General features: G+C 55.5%; 31 protein-coding genes and 1 pseudogene. 19 read left to right on the forward strand and 13 right to left on the reverse strand.

The window, feature by feature from the left end:
• Position 1 precedes the first annotated feature (1 nt).
• The 12 genes from nifU to nifH all read right to left on the reverse strand — a co-directional run bounded on the left by nifU (position 2) and on the right by nifH (position 10675).
• Positions 2–877: a Fe-S cluster assembly protein NifU gene (gene nifU, locus ACJU26_RS06715; RefSeq protein WP_414041733.1), complete on the reverse strand. Its 876-nt coding sequence runs from the start codon at positions 875–877 to the stop codon at positions 2–4.
• Positions 878–881: 4 nt separating this feature from the next.
• Positions 882–1250, reverse strand: coding sequence for a HesB/IscA family protein (locus ACJU26_RS06720; protein ID WP_414041734.1), 369 nt, complete (start codon positions 1248–1250; stop codon positions 882–884).
• A gap of 222 nt (positions 1251–1472) precedes the next feature.
• Entirely contained in the window at positions 1473–2138 is a 666-nt protein-coding gene (locus ACJU26_RS06725; protein WP_414041735.1) for a nitrogen fixation protein NifQ, read from the reverse strand.
• 24 nt (positions 2139–2162) lie between these two features.
• Positions 2163–2471, reverse strand: a complete 309-nt coding sequence (fdxB, locus tag ACJU26_RS06730; RefSeq protein WP_414041736.1) for a ferredoxin III, nif-specific — start codon at positions 2469–2471, stop codon at positions 2163–2165.
• A gap of 10 nt (positions 2472–2481) precedes the next feature.
• Positions 2482–2676: a CCE_0567 family metalloprotein gene (locus ACJU26_RS06735; protein WP_414041737.1), complete on the reverse strand. Its 195-nt coding sequence runs from the start codon at positions 2674–2676 to the stop codon at positions 2482–2484.
• A 111-nt stretch (positions 2677–2787) separates the two neighbouring features.
• A complete protein-coding gene (locus tag ACJU26_RS06740; RefSeq protein WP_414041738.1) occupies positions 2788–3255 on the reverse strand; it encodes a NifX-associated nitrogen fixation protein in 468 nt (155 codons plus the stop codon).
• Positions 3248–3664, reverse strand: a complete 417-nt coding sequence (gene nifX, locus ACJU26_RS06745) for a nitrogen fixation protein NifX (RefSeq protein ID WP_414041739.1) — start codon at positions 3662–3664, stop codon at positions 3248–3250. Before nifX ends, ACJU26_RS06740 begins: the two co-directional genes overlap by 8 nt.
• A gap of 52 nt (positions 3665–3716) precedes the next feature.
• On the reverse strand, positions 3717–5078 hold the full coding sequence (nifN, locus tag ACJU26_RS06750) for a nitrogenase iron-molybdenum cofactor biosynthesis protein NifN (protein WP_414041740.1): 1362 nt from the start codon (positions 5076–5078) through the stop codon (positions 3717–3719).
• Positions 5075–6466 carry a nitrogenase iron-molybdenum cofactor biosynthesis protein NifE gene (nifE, locus tag ACJU26_RS06755; RefSeq protein ID WP_414041741.1) on the reverse strand — a complete coding sequence of 464 codons (1392 nt, stop codon included), beginning with the start codon at positions 6464–6466 and terminating at the stop codon, positions 5075–5077. Before nifE ends, nifN begins: the two co-directional genes overlap by 4 nt.
• A 141-nt stretch (positions 6467–6607) precedes the next feature.
• Complete coding sequence (nifK, locus tag ACJU26_RS06760) at positions 6608–8167, reverse strand: nitrogenase molybdenum-iron protein subunit beta (RefSeq protein ID WP_414041742.1); 1560 nt, start codon at positions 8165–8167, stop codon at positions 6608–6610.
• 78 nt (positions 8168–8245) lie between these two features.
• Positions 8246–9721: a nitrogenase molybdenum-iron protein alpha chain gene (gene nifD, locus ACJU26_RS06765; protein WP_414041743.1), complete on the reverse strand. Its 1476-nt coding sequence runs from the start codon at positions 9719–9721 to the stop codon at positions 8246–8248.
• Positions 9722–9784: 63 nt separating this feature from the next.
• Entirely contained in the window at positions 9785–10675 is an 891-nt protein-coding gene (gene nifH, locus ACJU26_RS06770) for a nitrogenase iron protein (RefSeq protein WP_414041744.1), read from the reverse strand.
• Between the two features lie 431 nt (positions 10676–11106).
• On the opposite strand from nifH, the gene ACJU26_RS06775 reads away from it, so the two are divergent.
• The 19 genes and pseudogenes from ACJU26_RS06775 to ACJU26_RS06865 all read left to right on the forward strand — a co-directional run bounded on the left by ACJU26_RS06775 (position 11107) and on the right by ACJU26_RS06865 (position 22401).
• Positions 11107–11520: a response regulator gene (locus ACJU26_RS06775; protein WP_414041745.1), complete on the forward strand. Its 414-nt coding sequence runs from the start codon at positions 11107–11109 to the stop codon at positions 11518–11520.
• A gap of 21 nt (positions 11521–11541) precedes the next feature.
• Positions 11542–11886: pseudogene (locus ACJU26_RS06780) on the forward strand (NAD(+)--dinitrogen-reductase ADP-D-ribosyltransferase); the annotation flags it as partial.
• A 25-nt stretch (positions 11887–11911) separates the two neighbouring features.
• Complete coding sequence (gene nifA / locus ACJU26_RS06785) at positions 11912–13549, forward strand: nif-specific transcriptional activator NifA (protein ID WP_414041746.1); 1638 nt, start codon at positions 11912–11914, stop codon at positions 13547–13549.
• Between the two features lie 163 nt (positions 13550–13712).
• Positions 13713–13886 (forward strand): hypothetical protein, encoded by a 174-nt coding sequence (locus ACJU26_RS06790; protein ID WP_414041747.1) that lies wholly within the window; start codon positions 13713–13715, stop codon positions 13884–13886.
• A complete protein-coding gene (nifB, locus tag ACJU26_RS06795) occupies positions 13871–15439 on the forward strand; it encodes a nitrogenase cofactor biosynthesis protein NifB (RefSeq protein ID WP_414041748.1) in 1569 nt (522 codons plus the stop codon). Before ACJU26_RS06790 ends, nifB begins: the two co-directional genes overlap by 16 nt.
• A 48-nt stretch (positions 15440–15487) precedes the next feature.
• A complete protein-coding gene (locus ACJU26_RS06800; protein ID WP_414041749.1) occupies positions 15488–15706 on the forward strand; it encodes a 4Fe-4S binding protein in 219 nt (72 codons plus the stop codon).
• Positions 15707–15715: 9 nt separating this feature from the next.
• The gene (locus ACJU26_RS06805) at positions 15716–16051 is read left to right on the forward strand and encodes a HesB/IscA family protein (RefSeq protein WP_414041750.1); all 336 of its coding nucleotides are present in this window, start codon (positions 15716–15718) and stop codon (positions 16049–16051) included.
• A 40-nt stretch (positions 16052–16091) separates the two neighbouring features.
• Positions 16092–16322: a hypothetical protein gene (locus tag ACJU26_RS06810; protein ID WP_414041751.1), complete on the forward strand. Its 231-nt coding sequence runs from the start codon at positions 16092–16094 to the stop codon at positions 16320–16322.
• Positions 16319–16831, forward strand: coding sequence for a hypothetical protein (locus ACJU26_RS06815; RefSeq protein WP_414041752.1), 513 nt, complete (start codon positions 16319–16321; stop codon positions 16829–16831). Before ACJU26_RS06810 ends, ACJU26_RS06815 begins: the two co-directional genes overlap by 4 nt.
• Positions 16824–17615, forward strand: coding sequence for a 4Fe4S-binding leucine-rich repeat protein (locus ACJU26_RS06820; RefSeq protein ID WP_414041753.1), 792 nt, complete (start codon positions 16824–16826; stop codon positions 17613–17615). The genes ACJU26_RS06815 and ACJU26_RS06820 overlap by 8 nt, the downstream gene beginning before the upstream one ends.
• On the forward strand, positions 17603–17905 hold the full coding sequence (locus tag ACJU26_RS06825) for a nitrogen fixation protein NifZ (RefSeq protein WP_414041754.1): 303 nt from the start codon (positions 17603–17605) through the stop codon (positions 17903–17905). Before ACJU26_RS06820 ends, ACJU26_RS06825 begins: the two co-directional genes overlap by 13 nt.
• A complete protein-coding gene (locus ACJU26_RS06830; RefSeq protein ID WP_414041755.1) occupies positions 17902–18156 on the forward strand; it encodes a nitrogen fixation protein NifZ in 255 nt (84 codons plus the stop codon). The genes ACJU26_RS06825 and ACJU26_RS06830 overlap by 4 nt, the downstream gene beginning before the upstream one ends.
• Positions 18153–19334: a cysteine desulfurase family protein gene (locus ACJU26_RS06835; protein WP_414041756.1), complete on the forward strand. Its 1182-nt coding sequence runs from the start codon at positions 18153–18155 to the stop codon at positions 19332–19334. The genes ACJU26_RS06830 and ACJU26_RS06835 overlap by 4 nt, the downstream gene beginning before the upstream one ends.
• 15 nt (positions 19335–19349) lie before the next feature.
• Positions 19350–19559, forward strand: coding sequence for a putative nitrogen fixation protein NifT (gene nifT / locus ACJU26_RS06840; RefSeq protein WP_414041757.1), 210 nt, complete (start codon positions 19350–19352; stop codon positions 19557–19559).
• A gap of 4 nt (positions 19560–19563) precedes the next feature.
• Positions 19564–19836 (forward strand): hypothetical protein, encoded by a 273-nt coding sequence (locus ACJU26_RS06845; protein ID WP_414041758.1) that lies wholly within the window; start codon positions 19564–19566, stop codon positions 19834–19836.
• Positions 19833–20975: a DegT/DnrJ/EryC1/StrS family aminotransferase gene (locus ACJU26_RS06850; protein ID WP_414041759.1), complete on the forward strand. Its 1143-nt coding sequence runs from the start codon at positions 19833–19835 to the stop codon at positions 20973–20975. The genes ACJU26_RS06845 and ACJU26_RS06850 overlap by 4 nt, the downstream gene beginning before the upstream one ends.
• A gap of 42 nt (positions 20976–21017) precedes the next feature.
• Positions 21018–21323, forward strand: a complete 306-nt coding sequence (locus ACJU26_RS06855) for a 2Fe-2S iron-sulfur cluster-binding protein (RefSeq protein WP_414041760.1) — start codon at positions 21018–21020, stop codon at positions 21321–21323.
• A 10-nt stretch (positions 21324–21333) separates the two neighbouring features.
• On the forward strand, positions 21334–21558 hold the full coding sequence (locus ACJU26_RS06860) for a hypothetical protein (RefSeq protein ID WP_414041761.1): 225 nt from the start codon (positions 21334–21336) through the stop codon (positions 21556–21558).
• A gap of 6 nt (positions 21559–21564) precedes the next feature.
• Positions 21565–22401: an SIR2 family NAD-dependent protein deacylase gene (locus ACJU26_RS06865; protein WP_414041762.1), complete on the forward strand. Its 837-nt coding sequence runs from the start codon at positions 21565–21567 to the stop codon at positions 22399–22401.
• A gap of 49 nt (positions 22402–22450) precedes the next feature.
• Here ACJU26_RS06865 and modD read toward each other — a convergent pair whose 3' ends face one another.
• Positions 22451–23305 (reverse strand): ModD protein, encoded by an 855-nt coding sequence (gene modD, locus ACJU26_RS06870; protein WP_414041763.1) that lies wholly within the window; start codon positions 23303–23305, stop codon positions 22451–22453.
• Between the last annotated feature and the right edge of the window lie 4 nt (positions 23306–23309).

Genomic DNA, 23309 nt, shown 5'->3' on the forward strand with positions numbered 1-23309 from the left:
GCTATGCCCCCACGGCTTGCGGCATGCTGGCCGGAACCACCCGTACCGGACGCCCCAGGGTCAGCATCAGGCGTTCCTGGATGCCGGAAATGGTGATCCCCGAAGACTGGCAGTTCATGCACGAGCCGCTCATGGCCACCATGACCGTATCACCTTCCACATCGACCAGTTCGATATTGCCGCCATCCATCTGGAATTGCGGGCGCATTTCATCGATCACGGCGGATATTTTCTGGATTTTCTGCACCATGGTCATGGGGGCCGGAGCGGCTTTGGCGGCGGCTTTCGCTGCCACCACCGGTAGCGGCGCGCTGCCGTTTACTGCCGCGAGGATATCTTCGATCTGCTCATGGCAGCTTTGACAGCCACCACCCGCCTTGGTATAGAAAGTGATCTCTTCGACCGTCGACAAATGGTTTTCTCTGGCCACCTTCTCGATGAGCGCCGAGTCAATGGCGAAGCATTTACAGACCAGCGCGCCTTCTTCGTGATCATCTGACCATTCTTCGCCACGGTAATTGGCGATGGCGGCGTGCAGGGCCTCGGCACCCATCACCGAACAATGCATTTTCTCCGGTGGGAGTCCACCCAGAAACTCAGCGATGTCCTGATTGGTGATTTTGAGCGCTTCATCCAGCGTCTTGCCCTTGATCAGTTCAGTCAACGCTGATGATGAGGCGATGGCCGAGCCGCAGCCAAAAGTCTGGAAGCGGGCGTCCAGAATGACATCTGTATCCGGGTCTACCTTGAGCATCAGGCGCAGGGCATCCCCGCAACTGATGGAACCGACCTCGCCGACCGCGTTGGCCTCTTCGAGGACCCCGGTATTCTTGGGGTTGAAAAATAAATCCTTGACTTTATCGGTATAATCCCACATGGCGTTAACTCCGATGTCCGCAGGAGGAGGCTGAGGAAGCGGAGGCTTCGTCTCCCGTGGTGAATGACGACCCGCAACCGCAGGTTCCCGTAGCATTGGGGTTTTCGAAACGGAAACCACTGCCGCTGAGTTCGTCCACATAGTCGATGACGACCCCGCTAAGCAGAGTGGCGCTGGCGTTGTCCACGTAAACCGGCACGCCCTCTATGGCCACCACGGTGTCATCCGCGCCTGCTTCGGCTTCCAAGCCCATTCCATACTGATAGCCGGAACAACCACCTCCGGTCACCGCAACCCGTAATCCGCTCGCTTCAGGATTCTCGGCAAGCAGGTTTTTGACAACATCAATGGCTTTCCCTGTTAATTGCAGCATGACTGGCTCCTTACGCGAAGATTTTCCAGAATAGATATAGCAAGACTTGGGCCACATAGCGCGTGATTTTTTAACTGACTGTATTTATTTGTTCTTTCAAAAGCAATCCGGTGTCGTGATAACAACTTGTCAGATTTCATACATTTTTTTGAAGGGAAATGAACGTATAGCGGTAACGCACTACTAGGGGTAAATATTGCATCCTGATCGGGTTGCGGATGCTTATAGGTTTTTAGCCCTGGGCAGCCCCAGCAGGTTCCAAGCACTGGCATCTTCCGGGCCGAAGCATTGGGCATAATCATGACAAACATTGCAACTGGGTGCCCGGCAGAGGCGGACTCCAGCCTGGTCACACAACTGCTTATAAAAGAATTTCTTCCACTTCATGTTGCCGGTATTTTTGAAATACAGTCGCGGAAAATGGCGTTTAATAATGTCACTGAGGTCCTCACGATTCGTTAGGCCCAGGTCTTGCCACAAGTGATCATCGCCCAGGCAGCCCACTGCGAGAATGGCCGCTACCCACTCTGTAGCATGATCAACGCCGGCACGGTGATCCAGTAAAAGCTTGACCAGATCGCCGGTTTCCTCATTGCGCATGGATGCATTGTTTGCTTTCCCCAGACATTGACACAGAAAAGTACCGCCTGCCGCGTTATGGAGATAGACCTTCGTGCATTGTCCGGTCGAGCGTGATTCCGCTATCCGCGGGAAATAACGAGAAAACAGATGACCCAGTTGGCGGATATCCAGGCCAAGCGCGCCACTGAGCTTGCCGTGGCGTTCCATGGCGCGATGGCTGATACATCGAGCAAAAAATCGGGCATCAGAGAATGCCTCATCCGGATTGCGACCAGACATCAGAATGTCATATATGGCAGTTTTCATGGATGCATTCCCCCCCCGAAGGCACTATGCCGAGACACTGACCGCCAAGGACATGGAAGCATGGGTATAGCAATCCTTGGGGCAAACCCGGGAGCAGGCTTCGCAGCCGATACATTTTTCCGGGTGGGCAATGGTCATGAATTTGCGTTCCGCTTCATCATCGGTGGCGGCTACGATCTCCCCCTCTTCAGTCATTCCGACGAGATTCAATACATCGCGCCCACATGCCCGAAAACATCGGCCACAGCCTATGCATTTTTCGGTATTAATGGCATCCACAAAACGGGGTAGCCAGGCTAATCCATCTTTGGTAATTCCGTTGATCTCGGACATGGCTCGGACCTCAGGGGAGTGATGCAAATTCTGCTCTTGCCTGACTAAGAAGCTCATACGCATGGAACGTTTTCTGGGCAAGATCCGGGATTTTCTCCCACCCTATGGGGAGATCTTCGGCAAGGTCATGCAAATCCATCTTTAACTGGGTTGCTTTCCCATTGAGCTGTTTTATTTCTGCTTTCAAACGTTCTTTTTCTTCCATGATCTCCTCCCAGTGTGGCACATCAGTCCATTGGACATACAGTGGTTCGAATAGAATAGACATGATTTCCTCCGATTCCTCGATCTGGCGGCATCTGCAGGTATCCGGCCCTTAATAGCGAGCCACCTCGGGAAATTTTTCGATCATTTCCAGGGCATTTGCCACCAATTTATCTCCTTCCTCTGCCAACTTGTCCATGGAAGGAAAACCGAAGCGATGGACATCGCGCAATTGTTTGTTGACAACAATCAGGCGTCCGGCAATCAATACCAGGCGGCCAAAGCCTTCATGACTCATTTTCATCATGGGCGACACCATGACTCCGGAAGCTCGCTCCGTAGCCAGCCCCACGGCGTTATAAAAAAGTTCCACGCGCCAGAGTACTTCGGGATCAGGGTCGCCAATGATGGGGATCGCCCGGCGCTGCTCCTTATCCAGCACATAGGGTGCCAGCAGTTCCATGTCAGACTTTTTTTCCCAGGCACCGTAGCTATCCTGCGCTCGCCACTGCTTGACCAGTTCGCGATAAAACAGGGATTCCTCCGGCAAAACCGCCGCCACTGCAGCATTCTCAGGCATGACTCAGCTCCTCTTCGTCGTCAAAATCAAATGTTTTTTCTGCGCCCTTGTTCATGACCTTGCGCAGCCATGGGGGAGGGGTGCCCTGTAATACGACTTGCAGCTTGTCGAGTATTTCGCTGATGGGTTCCGGTTCATTCACCTTGATGGGATGAATTTTCATGGCCACCACCCGCGCCGCACCGGAGCCGCCAATAGCGGCCACATACAGAATGGCGCAATCCTTGATAGCTTCCAGCTTGGGGGCCAGCTTGTCTTCGTTGCCGTCTTCAGCGAGTTCACCGTCGAATTGCACAGCCTCCAGAAAATGGTGACCTTCTGCACTGAGTTCATAAATGGCGATGTTTTTTGCCCAACCAAAATGGGCATCGACTCTCTGCATATCCTGCGTTGAAAATGCGACTTTCATGGTGCCTCCTGGGCTTTGACCAGATAAAAAATGACTACTGCGTTCCGCATCCTTAACCAAACGCAAACGGCGCATGTGCATCGTGATCCTCCATGGGCAATGGCCAACTATCCGGACGGTTTTCCGCTTCCTGTGCCATTAACAGGTTACCGATCTCGAAGGTCAGATCGCGGGCACCGCGATAGCCGAGGGACAGGCGATGGGCGGCACCGAGCTGGTCAAAAATAGGCAGCCCCATGCGCAGGAAAGCGATATCCAGCCGCGCCGCCGCCTGCCGTCCATGGGAGTGGGTGATGAGCAGGTCACAGCCAGCACTCCGCGCTTCCAGGTCTTCCAGGTCACCGATGAGCACTTCCTCACAAGGCATCTGTTCGAGTAGCGGCGAATGGGTGGTGGTCACTGCAGCCGCGATGATCGCCCCCATTTCGCTGAGCCACGACCCGATATTCCAGAGCAGGTCAGGCTCGGCGCCGATGGCGATTTTTTTGCCGCCGAAGAAAAAATGACTGTCGAGCATGGCGTCGATCAACTGACTGCGTTGGCGACGATATTTGCCAGGTACCGGTTGTCCGCTCAACTGACTCAGGCAGTCCAATAACTGATCCGTCGCTTCGATGCCAGTAATGCGATCGAAGAGCACATAAGGCTGGCCGGTCTTGGTCATCAGGGCTTCTGCCGCAGGACGCATTTGTTCGCCCAAGGCAATGGTCAGTTCCGCCTCACCCATGCGCCGGATGGCCTCTACCGGAGTGCCGCCCAGAGTGTTGGGCGTGAAGTCGTCCGGAATATGGCCGTCCATGGACCCGGAAATATCGGGCAGGATAGTCGCTTCGAGCCCGAAGGATTCACCGATTTCCCGGAGTTCTTCGATGTCCGCAGCGGTGAGATGGCATCCCACGAGGAAGTTGACGGCACCCTCCCGGCGCGCGCTGCTGGGTTCAGCCAACCCTTTCACCATGCTCTCCACGGCCTTTGCCCAGCCATCCTGAAAAGCATCCTTGAAGTCTGGAGTAGAGACGTAAACCAGGGCCAACTGGTCCAATTCGGGATGGGTGGCGCGAAAGTTTTTCAGATATCCATCCACATCGTCGCCTTTGGTTTCGGTGACGCCGGTGGAACAGATGCCGATGATGGCTGGGTTGGTACGTTTATGAATATTGAGGATGGCGCTACCGATGTTATCCAGCCCGCCCATGACCGTCGCCACCTCACTCATGGCGGTGGTCTGCATGGGAATGCCCTCATTGAAATGCCGCTGAAAGAGCACCAGACCAAAGGCGGTACAGCCCTGGGAACCGTGCAGCATGGGCATGCAGTCGGCAATGCCCAGGAAGGCCAGGGCGCCGCCGATGGGTTGACTCATTTTGAGGGGGTTGACCGTGCAGGCTTTGCGGCTCTGAACGACGGTGCTCATGTCCGCGCCTCCCGCATATCCCAGGGCGCGGGTTTGCGCAACAAGGTCCACATGGGATTGTGGAGGGCCAAATCGATCTGTTTCACCAGATTGACCATCCCTTCATAACCGTTATAGGCATGATGGCGTTCCTGGTTGATGTCCACCCAGGGCATTTTGTTTTTGAGGGCGGCAAATTGGGAGCGTCCGCCCGACAGCAACACATCCGCACGCGCCTCCTGAAACATTTTGTACATTTCCCGTGGCGTCAGATCATCAAGCATGTGCGCATCCTGTCCCATGATTTCTTTAATTTTCTCCTTGTCCTCCTGGGTGGATTTCTTGACGCTGGTCCCGACGACTTCCATCCCCCCTTCCTGCAAGGCGGACACCACCGACCAGGATTTGACGCCCCCCGTGAAGAGCAGCACCCGTTTCCCACGCAGGCGATGGGTATATTCGGCGATACGTTGCCAGGCTCTTGCCTCTTCCCGGGCGATCAACGTTTCAGTACGGTCGTGAAGTTCTGCCGGGGCGCCCTGCTGGATCAGCAGGCGGGTGATTTCCCGGAGTGATTCCGTGGTATCGGAGATGCCATAAAAGGATCCTTCAAAGAACGGAATCTGATAACGCTCTTCCATTTTCCGCGCGATATTGATCATGGACTTTGAGCAGACCATCATATTGGCCTTGGCGCGATGGGATTGCGCCACGTCGTGATACTTGGCGTCACCGCTGATACAGCAAGTAACCCGGATCCCCAAATGATCAAGGAGTGGTTTGACCTGCCAGAGTTCACCGGAAAGATTGTATTCGCCAATGATATTGATGTCATAAGGGGTGGTGTATTCAGGCTCCTCCGTGCCGATCACATAATCCAGCAGAGCCTCTCCAGCCAGTTTGTTGCCGAGATTCTTGGCGCCGACAAAACCGGGGGAATTGACGGGAATGACGGGCTTGGCAAATTTTAGACTCGCCGCCTTGCACACGGCTTCGATATCGTCCCCGATCATCGCCGGGACGCAGGTTTGATAAACGAAGACCGCGGGCGGATCGTATTTATCGATGACCTCCTTGATGGATTTGTAGAGATGTTTTTCGCCACCATACACCACATCCAGTTCATTGATATCGGTGGTAAAGCCGGTGCGGTACAGTTGTGAACCAGACGATTTTGAACCGCGGTTATCCCAGGAGTTGCCTTCACAGGCGATGGGGCCGTGGACCAGGTGGGCGACGTCGGTAATGGGTTGCAGGGCAATTTTTGCCCCATCGAAAGCACAACCACCGGCCGCACCGCCCGGCTGCAGGGCCTTGGTGCAGCCTTTCTTGCGCTCTTTGTCGGACTTGCTCTGGTTCTTGCTGCATCCCGGCTCATTGAAAATGTCCTGGATTTTGTTCTGCAACATAAAGCACCTCCTGGAAAATCAGAATGCAACAAAGAATTGATCAGCGGTTCCCACTATGCACTGACAGGCCAGTCGCCATGCTGCTGCTCCTTGAGAGGCGGCGCCAAGGCGCCGCCAGACAAGCCGATAACGCCTGAGCGATTAACGAATGATGTCGAAACTGTAATCGCTCTGACTCGGCACATTACTGTTGTTGTCGATCTCGTCAAAAATCTTGTCCAATATGCGCACCAGCATATTCAGGCCGCCCTGATAGCCCCAAATGGGATAACGGTGATGATGATGACGATCGAAGATGGGGAAGCCGTAACGGATAAGGGGCGTGCCCGTATCGCGTTCCAGATATTTCCCATAGGTGTTGCCAAAGAGGAAATCCACCGGCTCGGTGAACAGCAGGCTGCGCATATGCCAGAGATCCTTGCCGGCATAGACATGACAATCCTTGCCGAAGGGTGAATTGTCGAACAGCGCCTGCACTTTCTCCGCCCAATGCTTGGACCCGTTGGTAGCCAGTACATGGGTGGGTTCGCCGCCCAATTCCATCAGGAAGGCCGCCAGGCCGAGGCATTGATCCGGGTCACCGTAGAGGGCGAACTTTTTGCCATGAATGTGCGCCGTGGAATCCGCAATGGCATCCACCAGACGGCCGCGCTCCTTTTTCAGTTCATCGGGAATCGCTTTGCCGCTGACGCGGGACAATTCCATAATGAACTTGTCCGTGGCCGATACGCCGATGGGGCAATTCAGGGCGACGACTTCCTGACCGTGCTCCGCAATGAAAGGCAAAGTCTTTTCCGTGCAATATTCCTGCATGGAGAAAGTGGCTTTGGCATTCAGGGCTGCGGCCGTATCTTCCAGGGTGGTGCCGCCGTCATACATGCGGAATTGCCCGTCGCTCGGCGTATCAAAGACATCACTGGCATCGGCCAGGATCGTATATTCCAGGTTCATGAGATCCAGGATACGCTTCACTTCCCGGGTGTTGCCGACGGTATAGCCGTCAAAGCCACCGATGAAGTTGATCTTCTCGTTGGGTTCGCGCACCAGTGCCGGTACGGTACCCGCCTTGCCATCCCAGAAGTGGGAAAGCACGCCCTTCAGGGCATTGTCATAGCCGGTGATATGACTGCCGACGAAGGCCGGAGTATGGGCGAAAGGCACATCATAGGCCTCTGGGACGCTACCCTTTTCCTTGGAGGTTTTGATGAAGGCGTTCAGGTCGTCACCGATCACTTCCGCCATGCAGGTGGTGGAAACGGCAATCATCTTGGGTTTGTACATGGCGTAGGCATTGGCAAGCCCGTCAACCATGTTGTTGAGGCCACCGAATACGGCGGCATCTTCGGTCATGGAGGAGGACACACAGGAAGTCGGCTCCTTGAAATGTCGGCTCAGGTGACTGCGATAATAAGCGACGCAACCCTGTGATCCATGCACAAAAGGCAAGGTGCTTTCAAAGCCCACTGCGGCAAACACGGCACCCAGGGGCTGACAGGCCTTGGCTGGATTTACCGTCAACGCCTCACGGGCAAAATTCTTTTCCCGATAATCCCACGTCTTTGTCCATTCACGGACCTGCACGAGCTTGTCCTGTGGTACCGCGTTTTCAAATTGTTCCTTTTTGTTCTTGAACATCTCCTGGTATTCCGGTTCACGGAACAGATTGAAGTGGTCAAGGACCTTTTCAGCGTTCTGACTCATGGCGTTATTCCTCATTCGATCGTTGGGGCGGCCCGTTGTCCGCCGATGAGCGGGCGGCCTGTGCCGCCCCCACGGTACCTACTCCCAGGGCGTTTTGGTCAAGCTCCACACGGGATTATTGATGGCCATATCCATGTCCCGGGCGAAGATGGCGAAGCCGTCATAGCCGTGATAAGGGCCGGAATAGTCCCAGGAGTGCATCTGCCGGAAAGGTACGCCCATCTTCTGGAAGACATACTTTTCCTTGATGCCGGATCCCACGAGATCGGGCTGGATGCTTTCCACCATCTTTTCAAACTCGTAACCGGTCACATCGTCATAAATCAGCGTGCCGTCTTTCACATAATGGGTAGTACGCTGATAGTCGTCGTTGTGGCCGAATTCATAGCCGGTTCCCACCACATTCATGCCGAGATCTTCATAGGCACCGATGACATGGCGAGGACGCAAGCCACCGACAAACAGCATGACGGTTCTGCCTTCCAGACGCGGCCGGTATTTGGCGATCACTTCTTCGGTGAGGCGGGTGTACTTCTCGATAACCCGTTCCGCGCCTTCCTTGATGTGATCATCAAAATAGCTGGCAATCGTCCTGAGGGACTCGGCGATTTTGGAAGGTCCGAAGAAGTTGTACTCGACCCACGGCACGCCATGTTTTTCTTCCATATAGCGGGAGATATAGTTCATGGAACGATAGCAGTGCAGGACATTCAATTTGGCCATGGGGGTGTTCTCCAATTCCGCCAGAGAACCATCACCGGACCACTGGGCAATCACCCGCAGACCCATTTCTTCCAGCAGGATGCGCGAACTCCAGGCATCGCCGCCGATGTTATAGTCACCAATAATGGCGACATCGTAAGGGGTCTTTTCAAAAGACTTGGGTGCTGCGCCTTGCTTCTCGAAGACATAGTCGCGGATGCTATCGTTGGCGATATGGTGGCCGAGCGATTGGGATACCCCCCGGAAGCCCTCACAACGCACCGGAACAATGGTTTTACCACCGTATTCCTTCGACTTCTTCTTGGATACCGCTTCGATGTCGTCTCCGATCAGGCCGATGGGGCATTCCGATTGCACGGTAATACCGTGGTTCAGCGGGAAGAGACCCTCGATTTCATCCATGATCTTTTCGAGTTTCTTGTCGCCACCGAAAACGATGTCTTTTTCCTGAAAATCGGAGGTGAACTGCATCGTGACAAACGTATCCACACCCGTGGTGCCGATATAATAGTTACGGCGTGAGCCCCAGGAATACTGGCCGCAACCGACGGGTCCATGGGAAATATGAATCATGTCCTTGATCGGGCCCCAGACGACGCCCTTGGAACCCGCATAGGCACAACCACGAATGGTCATCACGCCGGGCACCGACTTGATATTGGATTTGACGCCGCAATCCGATTTACCTTCCTCATAGACGTTCAGGTGCTTGGCGCGTCTTTTGGCGGTTTTTTCCGGATAGACCTTGAGAACTTCATCGATCAGGGCACGATTGCGCGTCTTCGTTTGGGCGACAATCTGCTCCCGGGTTTCTTCAGCGGTAATGCTCATCACATCTCTCCTTTAGCGAGAAAAAGCGAGGGCAGCCGCCTGACGGTAGATGCCCTCCATCCATCAGACTGCGGCAGCCAGTTCGGCGGCTGATTTGCCGATGATGCTTTCATCTACTGCTTTCATGATGCCGAATTCCATGAGCATGTCTTCCAGCTCGTCCATGGTGATCGGGGTCGGAATGGTGCCGTTACCGCCGTTGGCATGGATTTTCTGTGCCAACTGACGATACTCCTCGGCCTGTTTGGATTCCGGTGCGTATTCCAGCACGGTCATCCGCCGCAGTTCCGCATGCTGCACGATGTTGTCACGGGGCACGAAGTGAATGAGCTTGGTACCCAGCTTGCCCGCCAGGGCTTCCGCCAGTTCCAGTTCCTTGTCGGTCTGGCGCTCGTTACAGACCAGCCCGCCCAGACGCACGCCGCCCGAATTGGCGTACTTGAGAATGCCCTTGGAGATGTTGTTGGCGGCATACATGGCCATCATTTCGCCGGACATGACGATATAGATTTCCTGGGCCTTGTTTTCACGAATAGGCATCGCGAATCCACCACAGACCACGTCACCCAGCACATCATAGGAGACGTAATCGACGCCGTCATAGGCACCGTTTTCCTCCAGGAAGTTGATGGAGGTGATCACGCCACGTCCGGCGCAACCCACGCCCGGTTCTGGGCCACCGGATTCCACGCAGCGGATATCCCTGTAACCGACTTTCATGACGTCTTCGATTTCCAGATCCTCGACGCTGCCTGCTTCCGCAGCGAGACTGAGCACGGTGTTCTGCGCCTTGGAGTGGAGAATCAAACGGGTGGAGTCAGCCTTGGGATCGCAGCCGACGATGAGAATTTTCTGCCCCATCTCCGTAAGGGCTGCCAGGGTATTCTGGGAGGTGGTGGACTTGCCAATGCCTCCCTTTCCATAAAAGGCGATTTGCCTTAGTTTGTCGCTCATTGCCATGTCTCCTGTTTCAAAGTGGACTAACTTGCCAGGTGGAAGCCCCCAAAAAACGGGGAAGAGTCGCGTTCCGTCATCGCTGTTGCAAGGGCCGTGCCAGACGGATGCAAGTTCAGTTATCATTATGTTTTATAAATACAATCTCCATTTTAACGGAGCCCTTTGGGCGCTGTTTGAAAACTTACAAAATGTGCTTTCTCTGACAGGAAACCCCACAGCAATCCTTTTTTTGTGGTTTACCAGGTTGCTCTTGTCCCATGGCAGCCATCTTCAGGAAGATTCCATAAATCTGTTTTTTTTAAATGGGTTAACTGGATGATTTAAAAACGGAGAGGGCCTTTGATGGCTTTGCGGAAGTCTTTTAGCCATCCCCATGTGGTAGGTAATCTGTATGGCATAAAACCTGCTTTTATTTCCTCATAGTGAGAATGACTGACTCATTTTGGGAGGAGGATATGCAGATCGGTGTGGATTGTAATCTCGCGGTGGGAAATCGGCGCATTTTTGTGCTGGATACGGATGAGATCGGGCGCATGGCCGTGCAATTCATGCTCCATGATGAATATGAAACCCATGAAATCGCCAGTCTCCAGGCGGCTGTCGCCAAGGCTCAGGATTGGCCGCCGGACCTGATTATTCTCGGCGAAGCACTGCTCGACAAAGGTGGGTTGACCGTGGAAATGGTGAGCGAACAATTTCCCAAGGCGCGACTGATACTGGTGGTGGGGGAGGCGCGTGCGGCGCTGAAGCCATCCATCATGAGTAAAGGCACGGTGTTTCTCCATAAGCCCTTGCAACTCGAAGATGTTCGCGCCAAGGTGGCCGTCGTGTTGCAGAATTAGTCGCCGCGATATGACAGCAATTCACCGGAAGGCGCGGTCATGAAGGGCTGGGTGGAGAGCCGGTTCGGGATCGTGCCGAATTTTCACCGGCAAGTAATCGGCCGGGTGGGCGATGGCGCCTGGATTCCGTATATGACCGACAAAATGTCAGGGCGATTTGATAACAATGCGATCTGGTTGCAGCTTGACCTTATTGCAGGTTTTCCCGAGGATCAATTACGCCTGTGGACATCCGTATCGCTTGAACTGTATGCTGATGACATTAGCGTCACTTCGGGCAAGTGTCGACGATCGGTTTCCTGCTCAAGCATCCGGAAGCTTGCTGTCCCAGCAAAGCTCCCACCGTCCCGCGCCAACGTCTTCTGAGTGCTGTAGAGAAGAGGACACTATCATGAAAGATCGCGTAACACCCAACCATTTTCAGGAACTGACAACCATCTATGAGGTGAGCAAGGTGCTCAGTTCCTCCATGGAGCTTGAACACACCCTGAACGATGTTCTGAAGACGCTGGAAAGTCATCTGCATATTTCACCGTCCATGATCGTGTTGCGCATGAATGATGAAATTGTGGGGGTAATCGCGGCCACAGGGTTGTCTGTTGCGGAAATAGAACGGGGGCGTTATCGGTTAGGGGAGGGGATGATCGGCAAGATCATGCGTGCCGGCATGCCCATAGTGATTCCTGATGTCTCTCAGGAACCGGCTTTTCTGCACCGTGCCTTTGAACCGGAGATCAATCAGCATTTGCATGCTTTTGTGGGGGTGCCCATCAAGGTGGGATATGAGTGTATCGGCGTGCTCGCCATCTATCGCAGTGAGCGGCACAAGGGCGTAAGTTTCCGTTCCGATGTGCGCTTGTTGCAGATGATCGCCAATCTGGTGGGACAGACCGTAAATCTGCATCAGGGGATTTCGGCGGAGCGAAACCGTCTTTTGCAGGAAAAGCATCGTCTGCAGAAAGAACTCCAGAAACGCTACAGTATTAAAAATGTCATTGGCAATAGTCGCGCCATGCAGGCAGTGTTTGCTGACGTGCATCAGGCGGCGCCGGGCAAGGCGACTGTGTTGCTGCGCGGTGAGTCCGGTACCGGCAAGGAAGTCATCGCTCGCGCCATACACTATCTCAGCCCCCGTCGCGACAAGCCCTTTATTTCGCTCAATTGCACGGCGCTCCCGGAAAGCATTCTCGAGTCCGAACTCTTCGGACATGAGCGCGGCGCGTTTACTGGCGCCACCCAGGAGCGCAAAGGGCGTTTTGAACTGGCAGACGGTGGTACGCTGTTTCTCGACGAAATCGGAGATATCTCTCCGGCTTTTCAGGCCAAACTCTTACGGGTGTTACAGGAGCGTGAATTCGAGCGGGTAGGCGGGAATCAGACCCGGCGGGTCGATGTGCGCATTATCACGGCCACCAATCGCAATCTCGAAGAGGCGGTGAGCAAGGGCGAGTTCCGCGCCGATCTGTACTACCGGATCAATGTCGTCAGTATTTTCCTGCCCCCACTGCGGGAGCGCCGTGAGGACATCCCCGCCCTGATCGAACACTTCCTCGCCCGTTACAACGCCGAGAATCAGCGCAAGTTGACCCTCACTCCGGAAGCCTTGCAAACCCTGGTGTCGTGCTACTGGCCGGGTAACGTGCGGGAACTGGAAAACTGCGTCGAACGCACCGCCACCATGATGCGCGGCGATGTCATCCGTAATCTGGACGTGCCCTGTCAGCGCAATCAGTGCCTTTCCATGGCCTTGCGACCGCTGGAAGGGGGGCATCCCATCGTCACCATGAAGGTACCGGGCAGTAGCAGTAAGTCGCTCCCCGTAATGCCCGAATCTGCGGAACAAGTGGTGAATGCGGTGGCGGCAAGTGATGTGGAGGGTTCCTCCCCCTTGTCGGAACGGGATCGTCTGATTCAGGCCATGGAGCGCTGTGGTTGGGTACAGGCCAAAGCCGCGCGTTTGTTGGGGACGACCACCCGCAAACTCGGTTATGCCCTCAATAAACATGGCATAGAAGTTAAAAAGCTCTAAACCAGTAGTGCTCAACCGGGTGGCGAGTACGCCACTCATCTTCGCGGTAATTGCCGCCATTCCTGCCTTCTCGGCAATTTTGGGTTCTCGCCATTTGTCCGGTTTTTGACAATTTACGCCACAGAACGGGAAATACCTGTAATGTTACCGACAAAGCGCAGGGATGAACTATTCCAACGCCTTGAAAAACAAGGGTGGCATTGCTGGCATCACTTTTGCTAAAGATAATGCAAGCGTCAGCTTCTTAGGAGCAAGCCGATACATCCATGAGGCGCGCGGTTTTCCATCGTTCACTGAAGATCCGTATGGAGGATTACGCCCATGGCATCCCAAATAATTTCTCTTTCCAGTATTGCCACACCCAATAACAGGGTGGATCTGGATGAGATCATGCAGCAAAAGGCAGAACACCAAGGTTGTGGTACGAGCGGCGGTTCCGGCAAGGCCAGTTGTGGCAGTGGAGCGGGGCAGGGAGATCTGGCGCCGGAGATATGGGAGAAGGTCAAGAATCACCCCTGCTACAGCGAAGAAGCACATCATCACTACGCCCGTATGCACGTGGCGGTGGCACCTGCCTGCAATATCCAGTGCAATTACTGTAACCGCAAATATGACTGCGCCAACGAAAGTCGGCCGGGTGTCGTCAGTGAAAAGCTGACGCCGGAGCAAGCGGCTAAAAAAGTGCTGGCCGTGGCTTCCACCATTCCGCAAATGACGGTGTTGGGTATTGCTGGTCCGGGTGATCCCCTGGCCAACCCCGAAAAAACCTTCAAGACTTTTGAGCTGATCTCGAAAACAGCGCCGGATATAAAACTCTGCCTATCCACCAATGGCCTGGCGCTCCCCGATCATGTGGATGCCATTGCCGGATTCAATGTGGATCACGTCACCATCACCATCAATATGGTGGATGCGGATATCGGTGCCCAGATCTATCCCTGGATTTATTATAAAAACAAGCGCTACAAGGGACGTGAAGCGGCGCAGATACTCACTGATCGGCAAATGCAGGGACTGGAAATGCTGACCGAGCGCGGCATTCTCTGCAAGGTCAATTCGGTCATGATCCCTGGTATCAATGATCAGCATCTGGTGGAAGTCAACCGGGCGGTCAAGAGCCGTGGAGCCTTCCTTCACAACATCATGCCCCTGATTTCCGCGCCTGAACATGGCACGGTTTTCGGTTTGAACGGCCAGCGTGGCCCGACCGCGCAGGAACTCAAAGCCCTGCAGGATAGTTGCGAAGGCGAAATGAACATGATGCGCCACTGCCGGCAATGCCGGGCGGATGCGGTGGGTCTGCTGGGCGAAGACCGTTCCGCGGAATTCACGACCGAAGCCGTCATGGCGATGGATGTGGAATATGACCTGGAATCGCGCCAGGCCTATCAGTCGCTGGTAGAGCAGGAACGTCAGGCGACGGCTGACGCCAAGCGGGCAGAACTGGAAACCCTGGCCGGCGAGCAATCCGATGTCAAAATTCTCATTGCGGTAGCGACCAAGGGCAGCGGGCGGGTCAATGAGCACTTTGGTCATGCCAGCGAGTTTCAGATTTATGAGGCGAGTGCGTCCGGGGCAAAGTTTGTCGGCCACCGCCGCGTGGATCTCTATTGCCAGGGCGGTTATGGCGAAGAGGAAGCCTTGGAAACCACCATCATCCGCGCGATCAACGATTGTACGGCCGTTTTTGTGGCCAAAATCGGCGGCTGTCCGAAAGCTTCGCTGGAGGCGGCCGGAATCGATGCGGTGGATCGTTACGCTTTTGAATATATCGAGCAGTCCGTCATTGCCTACTATCGGGATTATCTCGATAACATCCGTAGCGGGGCCATTGTCCATGGTCAGCGTGGCGATGCACAAATCCGGCAAGGGGCTTATGTAGCTGCGTAAGGCTATCGGGGGAGATGGCCTCCCCCATTTTATGAAAGGAGAAACATCATGGCTTATAAAATTGTCGCTTCCCAATGCACCAGTTGTTCAGCCTGTGAACCGGAATGCCCGAATATGGCGATTTCCGAAAAAAATGGCACCTTTGTGATCGACCCGGCCAAGTGTACGGAATGTATAAACTATTTCGATGAACCTCAGTGTGTGGCGGTATGTCCGGTGGATGATACCTGCATCATTGACAACAACTATCCCCGCTACGTCGCTTAGGAACCTGCCATGGAACTCACCTTTACGCCTAAAGCGGAGCGTTTTATTCAGCGAATGATCGCCTTTGGCGGTGGCAATGCTTCCAGTGCTTTCCGCCTTGCGGTAAAGCCCGGCGGGTGCTCCGGCCTCTCTTACGATTTTCGCATCGTCGAGGCGGCGGAGCCTGGCGATGTGGCCATCACCAGTAACGGCATTCCGGTGCTGCTGGAGGAGAAGAGTGTTCCTTTTCTCAACGGAGTCGTCGTCGATTGCGAGGACAGCCTGATGAATACCGGGCTGGTTTTTACCAATCCCAATGCGGCGGCCAGTTGTGGTTGCGGAACTTCATTTACACCCAAGGAATAATGCCCATTGCGGGTATAGCAGAGACCAGAGGGAGGAAAACATGGAAACCTGGATCGTTCATCACACGAACACAACTATCCATCGTTGTGCTGCGGATGCAGCAGTTCTTCCTCTGCATCTCGACCAAATCGATTTACGTGCAGCAGAGATATTTACCCATATTTCCGCAAGGAAGCAGCGTCATCTCGCACAGGCTTACAGCAGTTATGCCTGCTGTGAGGAATGTGAGGCGGCACTGCTCCACCCCCTGAAATATAAGGGTGCGGCATGAGCAATATCTGGGACGATGAATGGTTGAACCGCCGTTACTATGAAGGCCTTCTACCAGAGGCGGCAGAACGCCATCTGCATCTCGCGGCGCGCTCTTATGCGGACGACGTGCGCGCCGAGGATCATCTGATGGATGCCATCGCCATCGCGCCCGAACACATGGTCGTTTACCTGGGTTTGTACAAATTTTATTTCTATAAAGGCCGGCTGAGTGAGGCGTTGGCAACGGCCCGTATCTGTCTGCAGCGCAGCGCCGCAGAATTGGGTATTGACCCGGACTGGCGCAAGGTAAGGGAGCGGCAGGCGGATTTTGGCAGTTTTGATGCGCCGCAAGCCCGCTTTTATATGTTCGTGCTGAAAGCCTATGGTTACCTGCATTTGCGTCTGGGTCATCTGGCTACGGGCAGCAAAATCATGGACAAACTCATCGAACTGGACCCGACGGATAAAATACAGGCCCGGGTGCTGCTGGAAGTCCTGCAAAAAAAAGAGGAAGACGACGATGAGTGATCCGGACGAGGCCATTGACTGGCAGGGCGATGCCATCTCCTGTGCAGTTTGTCCTGAGCGCGGGATCCCGGAAGTGAACTGCGAACCATTGCATGCCTGCATGCATGATCGTTACGCCAAAAGGGTGGATCGCTTTTTCCGCTGGAATCCGCAGATCGCCAAGGATTATCTGCAACACGGCTACTTTGAGGTGCGGGCTTGCGCCGCACGTTATGCGGACATTTTTCATCTGCCCGCACTGATGAACGATCCCGACGAAACCGTGCGCTGGGCGGTAGCGCAAAGGCTCCCGCAACGCTATTTGCTGCGAATGATCCACGATCCGCATCGGGAAGTGCGTATCCGGGTGGCGGCGCGACTGGATGACCGTAACCTGTCGGCCATGATGTACGACCCGGACTATTACGTACGCCTGGAGGTGGTGCGCCGCCTGCCCAAGGGCCTGCTGCCGCTCATGATGCATGATTCCGATGTGGAGGTCCGGCGGGTTGTGGCCAAACGCATCGGCGTGGATGCTCTGGGCAAAATGCTGCAGGACGAGGATCCCGGGGTCCGTCTGGCTGCCATTGAACGCGTATCGGTGGCGATCCTCTCCACGCTGGTTGACGATGCCGATTGGCGTATCCGCTATGAGGTAGCGGCGCGCGGCGGGCAGGAAGCGCTAATCCGCCTGTTGGCGGATGAGGATTATGAGGTGCGTCGTTGCGCCGCGGAACGCTTGGGGAAAGGCGAACCGCTTTCCAGACAGCGATTGCCAGGGGAGGGTGGAATATGGCCGGAATGAGCAGGGACAGCGCAACGGTGGAGTTGGGCGCCGAGCCCGAGTTCAATTATGGCGATAAAGTCCGTTCCCGCAAGCATGTGAAAAATGATGGGACATTCACCGGCGCCGAAATTGGCGAAGTCATTGTCACCAAAGGCGATGTCGGTTTTGTCATCAGTATCGGCACCTATTTGCAACAATTTTATATTTATGGCGTGGATTTTTATGAACGTGGTCATCTGGTCGGGATGAAGGGTCGTGAACTGGAATTGATCGAATACAATCCGAGTCAGGAGGAGAAAATTTTATGATGGATCTACGTCCTCCCCGATTTGATTGGGGCCTCAGGGTATTGGCTGGCGAAGACATTTTCAATGACGGGACTTATCCGGGGGAGGCCGAAGGGGCCTTGCTGGTGGCCAAGGATAGTCCGGGAGAAATCGTGCGGGTAGGACATCATGAGGAGAGTAATACGCCCCTCTACCTCGTGGAGTTTGCCAACGGCATGGTGGTGGGTTGTCTGGAAGAGGAAATATTACCCCTCGGAGCGCAGAAGCCATGAGCACAGCGCGCAGCATTTATCTGGATAATAATGCGACAACAGCCTTGGCACCGGCGGCACTGGACGCCATGTTGCCCTATTTGTCCACGGAATATGCCAATCCGTCCAGCGCCTCCGAAGCGGGCGTAAGCGTCAAGAAGGCGCTGGGTGAGGCGCGGGTTGCGGTAGCCAAATTGTTGGGCGCGTCACCGGCGGAGCTGATTTTTACCAGTGGCGCGACGGAGAGTAATCATACGGCGATCCTGGGCGCGCTGTCCCTGAGCAAAGGCAAACGCCACCTCATCACCAGCCAGGTGGAGCACCCTTCGGTATTGCTCATGTGTCAGCAACTGGAGCGCCTCGGGATAGAGGTGAGTTACCTGCCGGTGGATGAAGAGGGGCGGCTGGATCTGGAAGACCTGCGCGCTGCCTTGCGTCCGGATACCGCCCTGGTTTCCCTCATGTGGGCCAACAATGAAACGGGGGTGATCTTTCCGGTTACTGAAGCGGCGGCCATTGCGCATGGTGCGGGGGCATTTTTTCATACGGATGCGACCCAAGCGCTCGGCAAACTGTCTGTGAATGCAGCCGCTTCCGGTGTGGATTTTTTGTCCTGCTCGGCACATAAGATTCACGGACCTAAGGGCGTGGGGGCATTGTTCGTGCGCAAAGGCATTGCCTTACCCCCCTTGTTTCATGGTCATCAGGAACGGGGACGGCGGGGCGGTACCGAGAATGTTCCTGCCATTGCCGGTTTTGCGGCCGCTGCCGGTCTGCTCACCAATATCGAACACGAGGCGCGTTACTTGCGGGAATTGCGCGATCATTTTGAACAAGGTCTGTTGGCTTTCATGCCCTGTGCGCGCATCCACGGACAGGAAGCCGAGCGTTTACCCAATACCAGCAATGTCGGGTTTATCGCTCTCGACGGCGAGGAATTGCTCTATCGCCTGGAACAGGAGGGCATTACGGCTGCGGCCGGTGCGGCCTGTGCTGCCGGCGGGCAGGAACCTTCCCATGTGCTCACGGCCATGGGCTTTTCCAAAACGGCGGTGCTGTCCTCACTGCGTTTTTCCTTTGGACGCCTGAACCGGTCGGAGGATGTGGAACGGGTGCTCCGCGTATTACCGGGCATCCTGCTGGGCATGATGGACATGCCACCCATGACGGTCGGTGCCCCGATTTCTTGTGCACACTAAATAAGGAATAACCCCATGAAGGTGATGATTCGCAAAAATGCCGCTGGTGAGTTGACGGCGTATGTGCCCAAGAAGGATCTCGAAGAACCCATTACCGAGTGTCAGAAACCGGAACTGTGGGGTGGCATGGTGACGCTGGCTAATGGCTGGCGCCTGGAATTGCCGGAGATGCCCAATGATACCCGCCTGCCGGTGACCGTAGAAGCGCGTCGACTGGAGGGCTGAGACCATGGAATTCACTGACGAAGATCTTGCGCTGCTTTTTGATCTGGGCCGGAATGCGTGCCTGTCTGGTGAAGGCATCCTGCCTGTTTTGCGTACCCGCTTCCCCGGACTACCCATTACCCAATGTCCCGCCGGCGATGTCAGCGACGAGCCTTTCCGTACCGGCGAATATTTTGACCTGCACCTGCTCGATACTCGCGACCACTGCTGGAAGGTCACATCCGATTTTCAGGCTGCGACGGGCCTGCTGCTCGCCATGCACCGGAGTACGACATGATCGCGCTTGAAATCCCGCTTTCCGACCCGGACATCAGCACCGGCGAACTGGAAGCCGTAGAGGTGGTATTGCGCTCCACCCGCATCAGTGCCGATGAACAAGTGGAGGCCTTCGAAACGGCTTTTGCCGCCTATCACGGCCGGCGCTATGCCGTCGCCGTCGCCAGTCCGACTCTGGCCCTGATGCTCTGTCTGCGGGCCTACGAAATCAGGGCGGGCGACGAAGTCATCCTCTCGCCCTATAGCTGGTGGCAGATCGGGCATGCCCTGGCATGGTACGGGGTTCAGCCGGTGTTCGCGGATATCGACTACTACTCCGGCACGATCTCCCCCAAAGGAGCGGAGACCCTGATTACGGAGAAAACCCGGGCGATTCTCGCCGGCAATACCAAGGGGCATCCTGCCTTCTGGCAGGAGTTGCGCACGATGGCCAACGAAAACGGCCTGATTCTGTTGGAAGATTCCACGGAGGCCATCGGCTCCCGTTATCAGGACAGGCTGGTCGGCAGCTTCGGGGACAGTGCCATTTTTGCCTTTGCCCAGCCTTCGGCCTTGCTTTGCGGTGAAGGTGCCATGATGGTGACGGATGATACGGAAATCGTCAGCCGTCTGCGCCAGTACCGCGCGCGGGGCATCAGTGAGCGGGGCTCGGTGGTGGCGCCTACCCGTCCACCCCTGCAGGCAGAAATGAGCGATATTCAGGCCGCCATAGGGCTGGTCCAACTCGCCCGCCTGGACGGCATTTTGCAACGCCGACAGCAGGTGGAAGCGCTTTACTTTGAGTACATGAAGTCCTTTGAAGGTATCAAGGATCCTTACCGCGGGCCGGATGCCACCGCAGTGCACTGGTTCGTGTACGAAGTACACCTCGGTACCCGGTTCAGCCGCAGCAGCCGGGATGCCATCGTCACCGATCTCCGCGCCCAGGGTATCGAGGCGGCCTCTTACTGCCTGCCCATGCATACCCAATCCTATTATCGCGAGCGGGGCGGCGGGCACTGTCCGACCGCCGTGCGGGTGTCCGACCGCACCTTGATCCTGCCATTTCACCCGCGTCTGGGGGAAGAGGAAATTGCCTTTATCATCGAAACATTGAAGGATGCATCCGTCAATGTGGGTGCTGGTGCCGCCATTTATTAGCGTGTTGTTTTTTACGTTCATTTTAATAGAGGAGAAGATTGAATGCCCACTATCACCATCAAACCCAGTGGTAAAACTGTTGAGATGCCCGTGGGGGCCAGTCTCGCCGCCGCGGTAATCGCTGCTGGCGAACCCATGGTCCTGAAGTGCGAAGGCAAAGGCGAATGTGAGAGCTGCCATATTTTCGTCCAGGAAGGGCGGAAGAGCGTGTCGAAAATCCAGCGTCTGGAAAATGAACGCCTGGATACCATCGTGGGGGTCGGCAGCAAATCCCGTCTGGCCTGTCAGGCCATGATCGGTGAAGAAGATGTCGTCATCGAGCTTTTGGGCTTTTCTTCGGGCTTATAAGGAGGATGTGATGGAACAGTCGCTCGTCATCATTCATGCACGTTTTGCCAACGATGGCAGGGTGCGGGAAATTGGCGAGTGTCCCGGCGGGATCAGTCCTCAGGACTGGTTCAATGCGCTGAGCAGACACTCTGCCAATGGGTATGAATCTCTCTCCGGGGGAAGGGGCATTTTTCGCCTCGAACCAGCGGTTATCGAACAGGTCAAGGCTGGGCTGCTTTCCCACGCCACATGAGGAATCATGACGATGGATAAGGATCTTTCGGAAATCTTCAGCGGCCTTGCGGAAGGGCGCATCATTCCGTATCTCGGCCCCGGCCTGTTGCCGGAGGCTGGAGCCGCCCTGCCCAGCGAGTTGCCGGCTTTGGCGGAAGTGCTCAGTAGCCAGGTGACGGTACCTCACAAGGCCCGGCGCAACCTCACCGGGGCCGCGCAATATATCGAGAACTTCAAGCACCGCAAGACTCTCGTCGGTATGATGGACAAGGCCTTTGCCGAGGATCCACCGATCCATCCTTTGCAGCGCGACCTGGCAGCCCGGAAACTTCCGTTGATCGTCCATCTCTGGTACGACAACGGTATGGCCAGGGCTTTGGCCGAACAGGGTACACGCTGGGGTCGTGTCCAGGGGCTCAGTCAGACCGAGCATTATGGCCACTGGACGGGATATATGGATGCCGATGGCCAGTCGGTCGAAGCCGCAGTGGCTGCCCAATGGGACACAATACTGTATGAGCCTTGGGGCTCACAAAGTCCGGCCAATAATTACCTCGTTTCTGATACGGATTTTGTCGAAGTGTTGACGGAAATCGACATTCAGACACCTATCCCGGAGATCGTCCAACAAATCCGCACAGGACGCCATTTTCTTTTTGTCGGATGCCGTTTCAATGACCAGTTGCAGCGCAATTTCGCCCGCCAGATCATGAAGCGTTCATCGGATCGTCATTGGGCGCTGATAGAGGCACCGCTGACCCGAAACGAAGCGCGTTTCGTTCGGGAGCAGGGGATTCAGGTGCTCCAGATGCCCTCCGGGGTCTTGTCGGGTGATGGAAGCGCCGTGGCCAGGGCGGGTTAGGGGGAGCCACATGCTGGTCACAATCCCGTGACGCGCGGGAGTCAGGGCCTCATGCGGGGCGAATCTCCACACCGATATCCGCCGGTGCGGCGTGATAGACCGCGCTGGTCACCAGGGCATCCATGCCGCTTGCCGCATAGTCCCGAATATTCGCAAGGGTAATTCCACCCGCCGCAAACAACGTCACCCCCGGCGCCACGGCACGCAGTTTCGCAGCGATTGCCGCCAATGCTTCGGGCGCCATTTTATCAAACTGAATCCCGGCGACCCCGGCCTGTGCCAGCGCCAGGGCGTCGCTCAGGGTGTGATTCGTGTTCTGTACTTCCACCACGATTTTGCTGGAGGGAACCTGCCTCCGGTATTGTTCCAAGTTATCCAAAAAAGGGGATATGCCCCCTAAAAAGTGCAAGTGTTGGTCAAACACGAGCACGCTTTCCGAAAGGCCCAAGCGGTGCGGCATGACTCCCCCAGCGAGGGCGGACATGACGGCAAAGCGCCGTATGCCGGGAATATTCTTACGGGTCGCCACCACCGATACTCGGGGATTGATCTGGCGCGCCTGCTGTACCAATTGCGCGGAGTAGGTCGCGATGCCGCAGGCGTACTCCAACACATTTTGCGCCACTTTCCAGGCAGAATGGGCGGCACTTGCGGAACCTTCTGCAGCCAACAGGGTGTTTCCCGTTGCAACCGATGCGCCCGAAGGCTGACTTTCGGTCACGCTAAGTCCGCAGGCGTCCAATATCTTCGCAGCGAGTTCCGTACCGGCCACAGTCATATCCTGACGGCAGTGAAATCGCATGTTAGCGGCTTGGTCACCAATGCCCAGCATCCGGGTGGTGAGGTCCAGGAAAGGTTGATCCTCCTGGATGAGTGCGGCAATTTCCTGTGGGGAGAAGAACATGGCT

This window comes from Acidithiobacillus sp. M4-SHS-6 (assembly GCF_047421495.1).
Lineage (GTDB): Bacteria > Pseudomonadota > Gammaproteobacteria > Acidithiobacillales > Acidithiobacillaceae > Acidithiobacillus.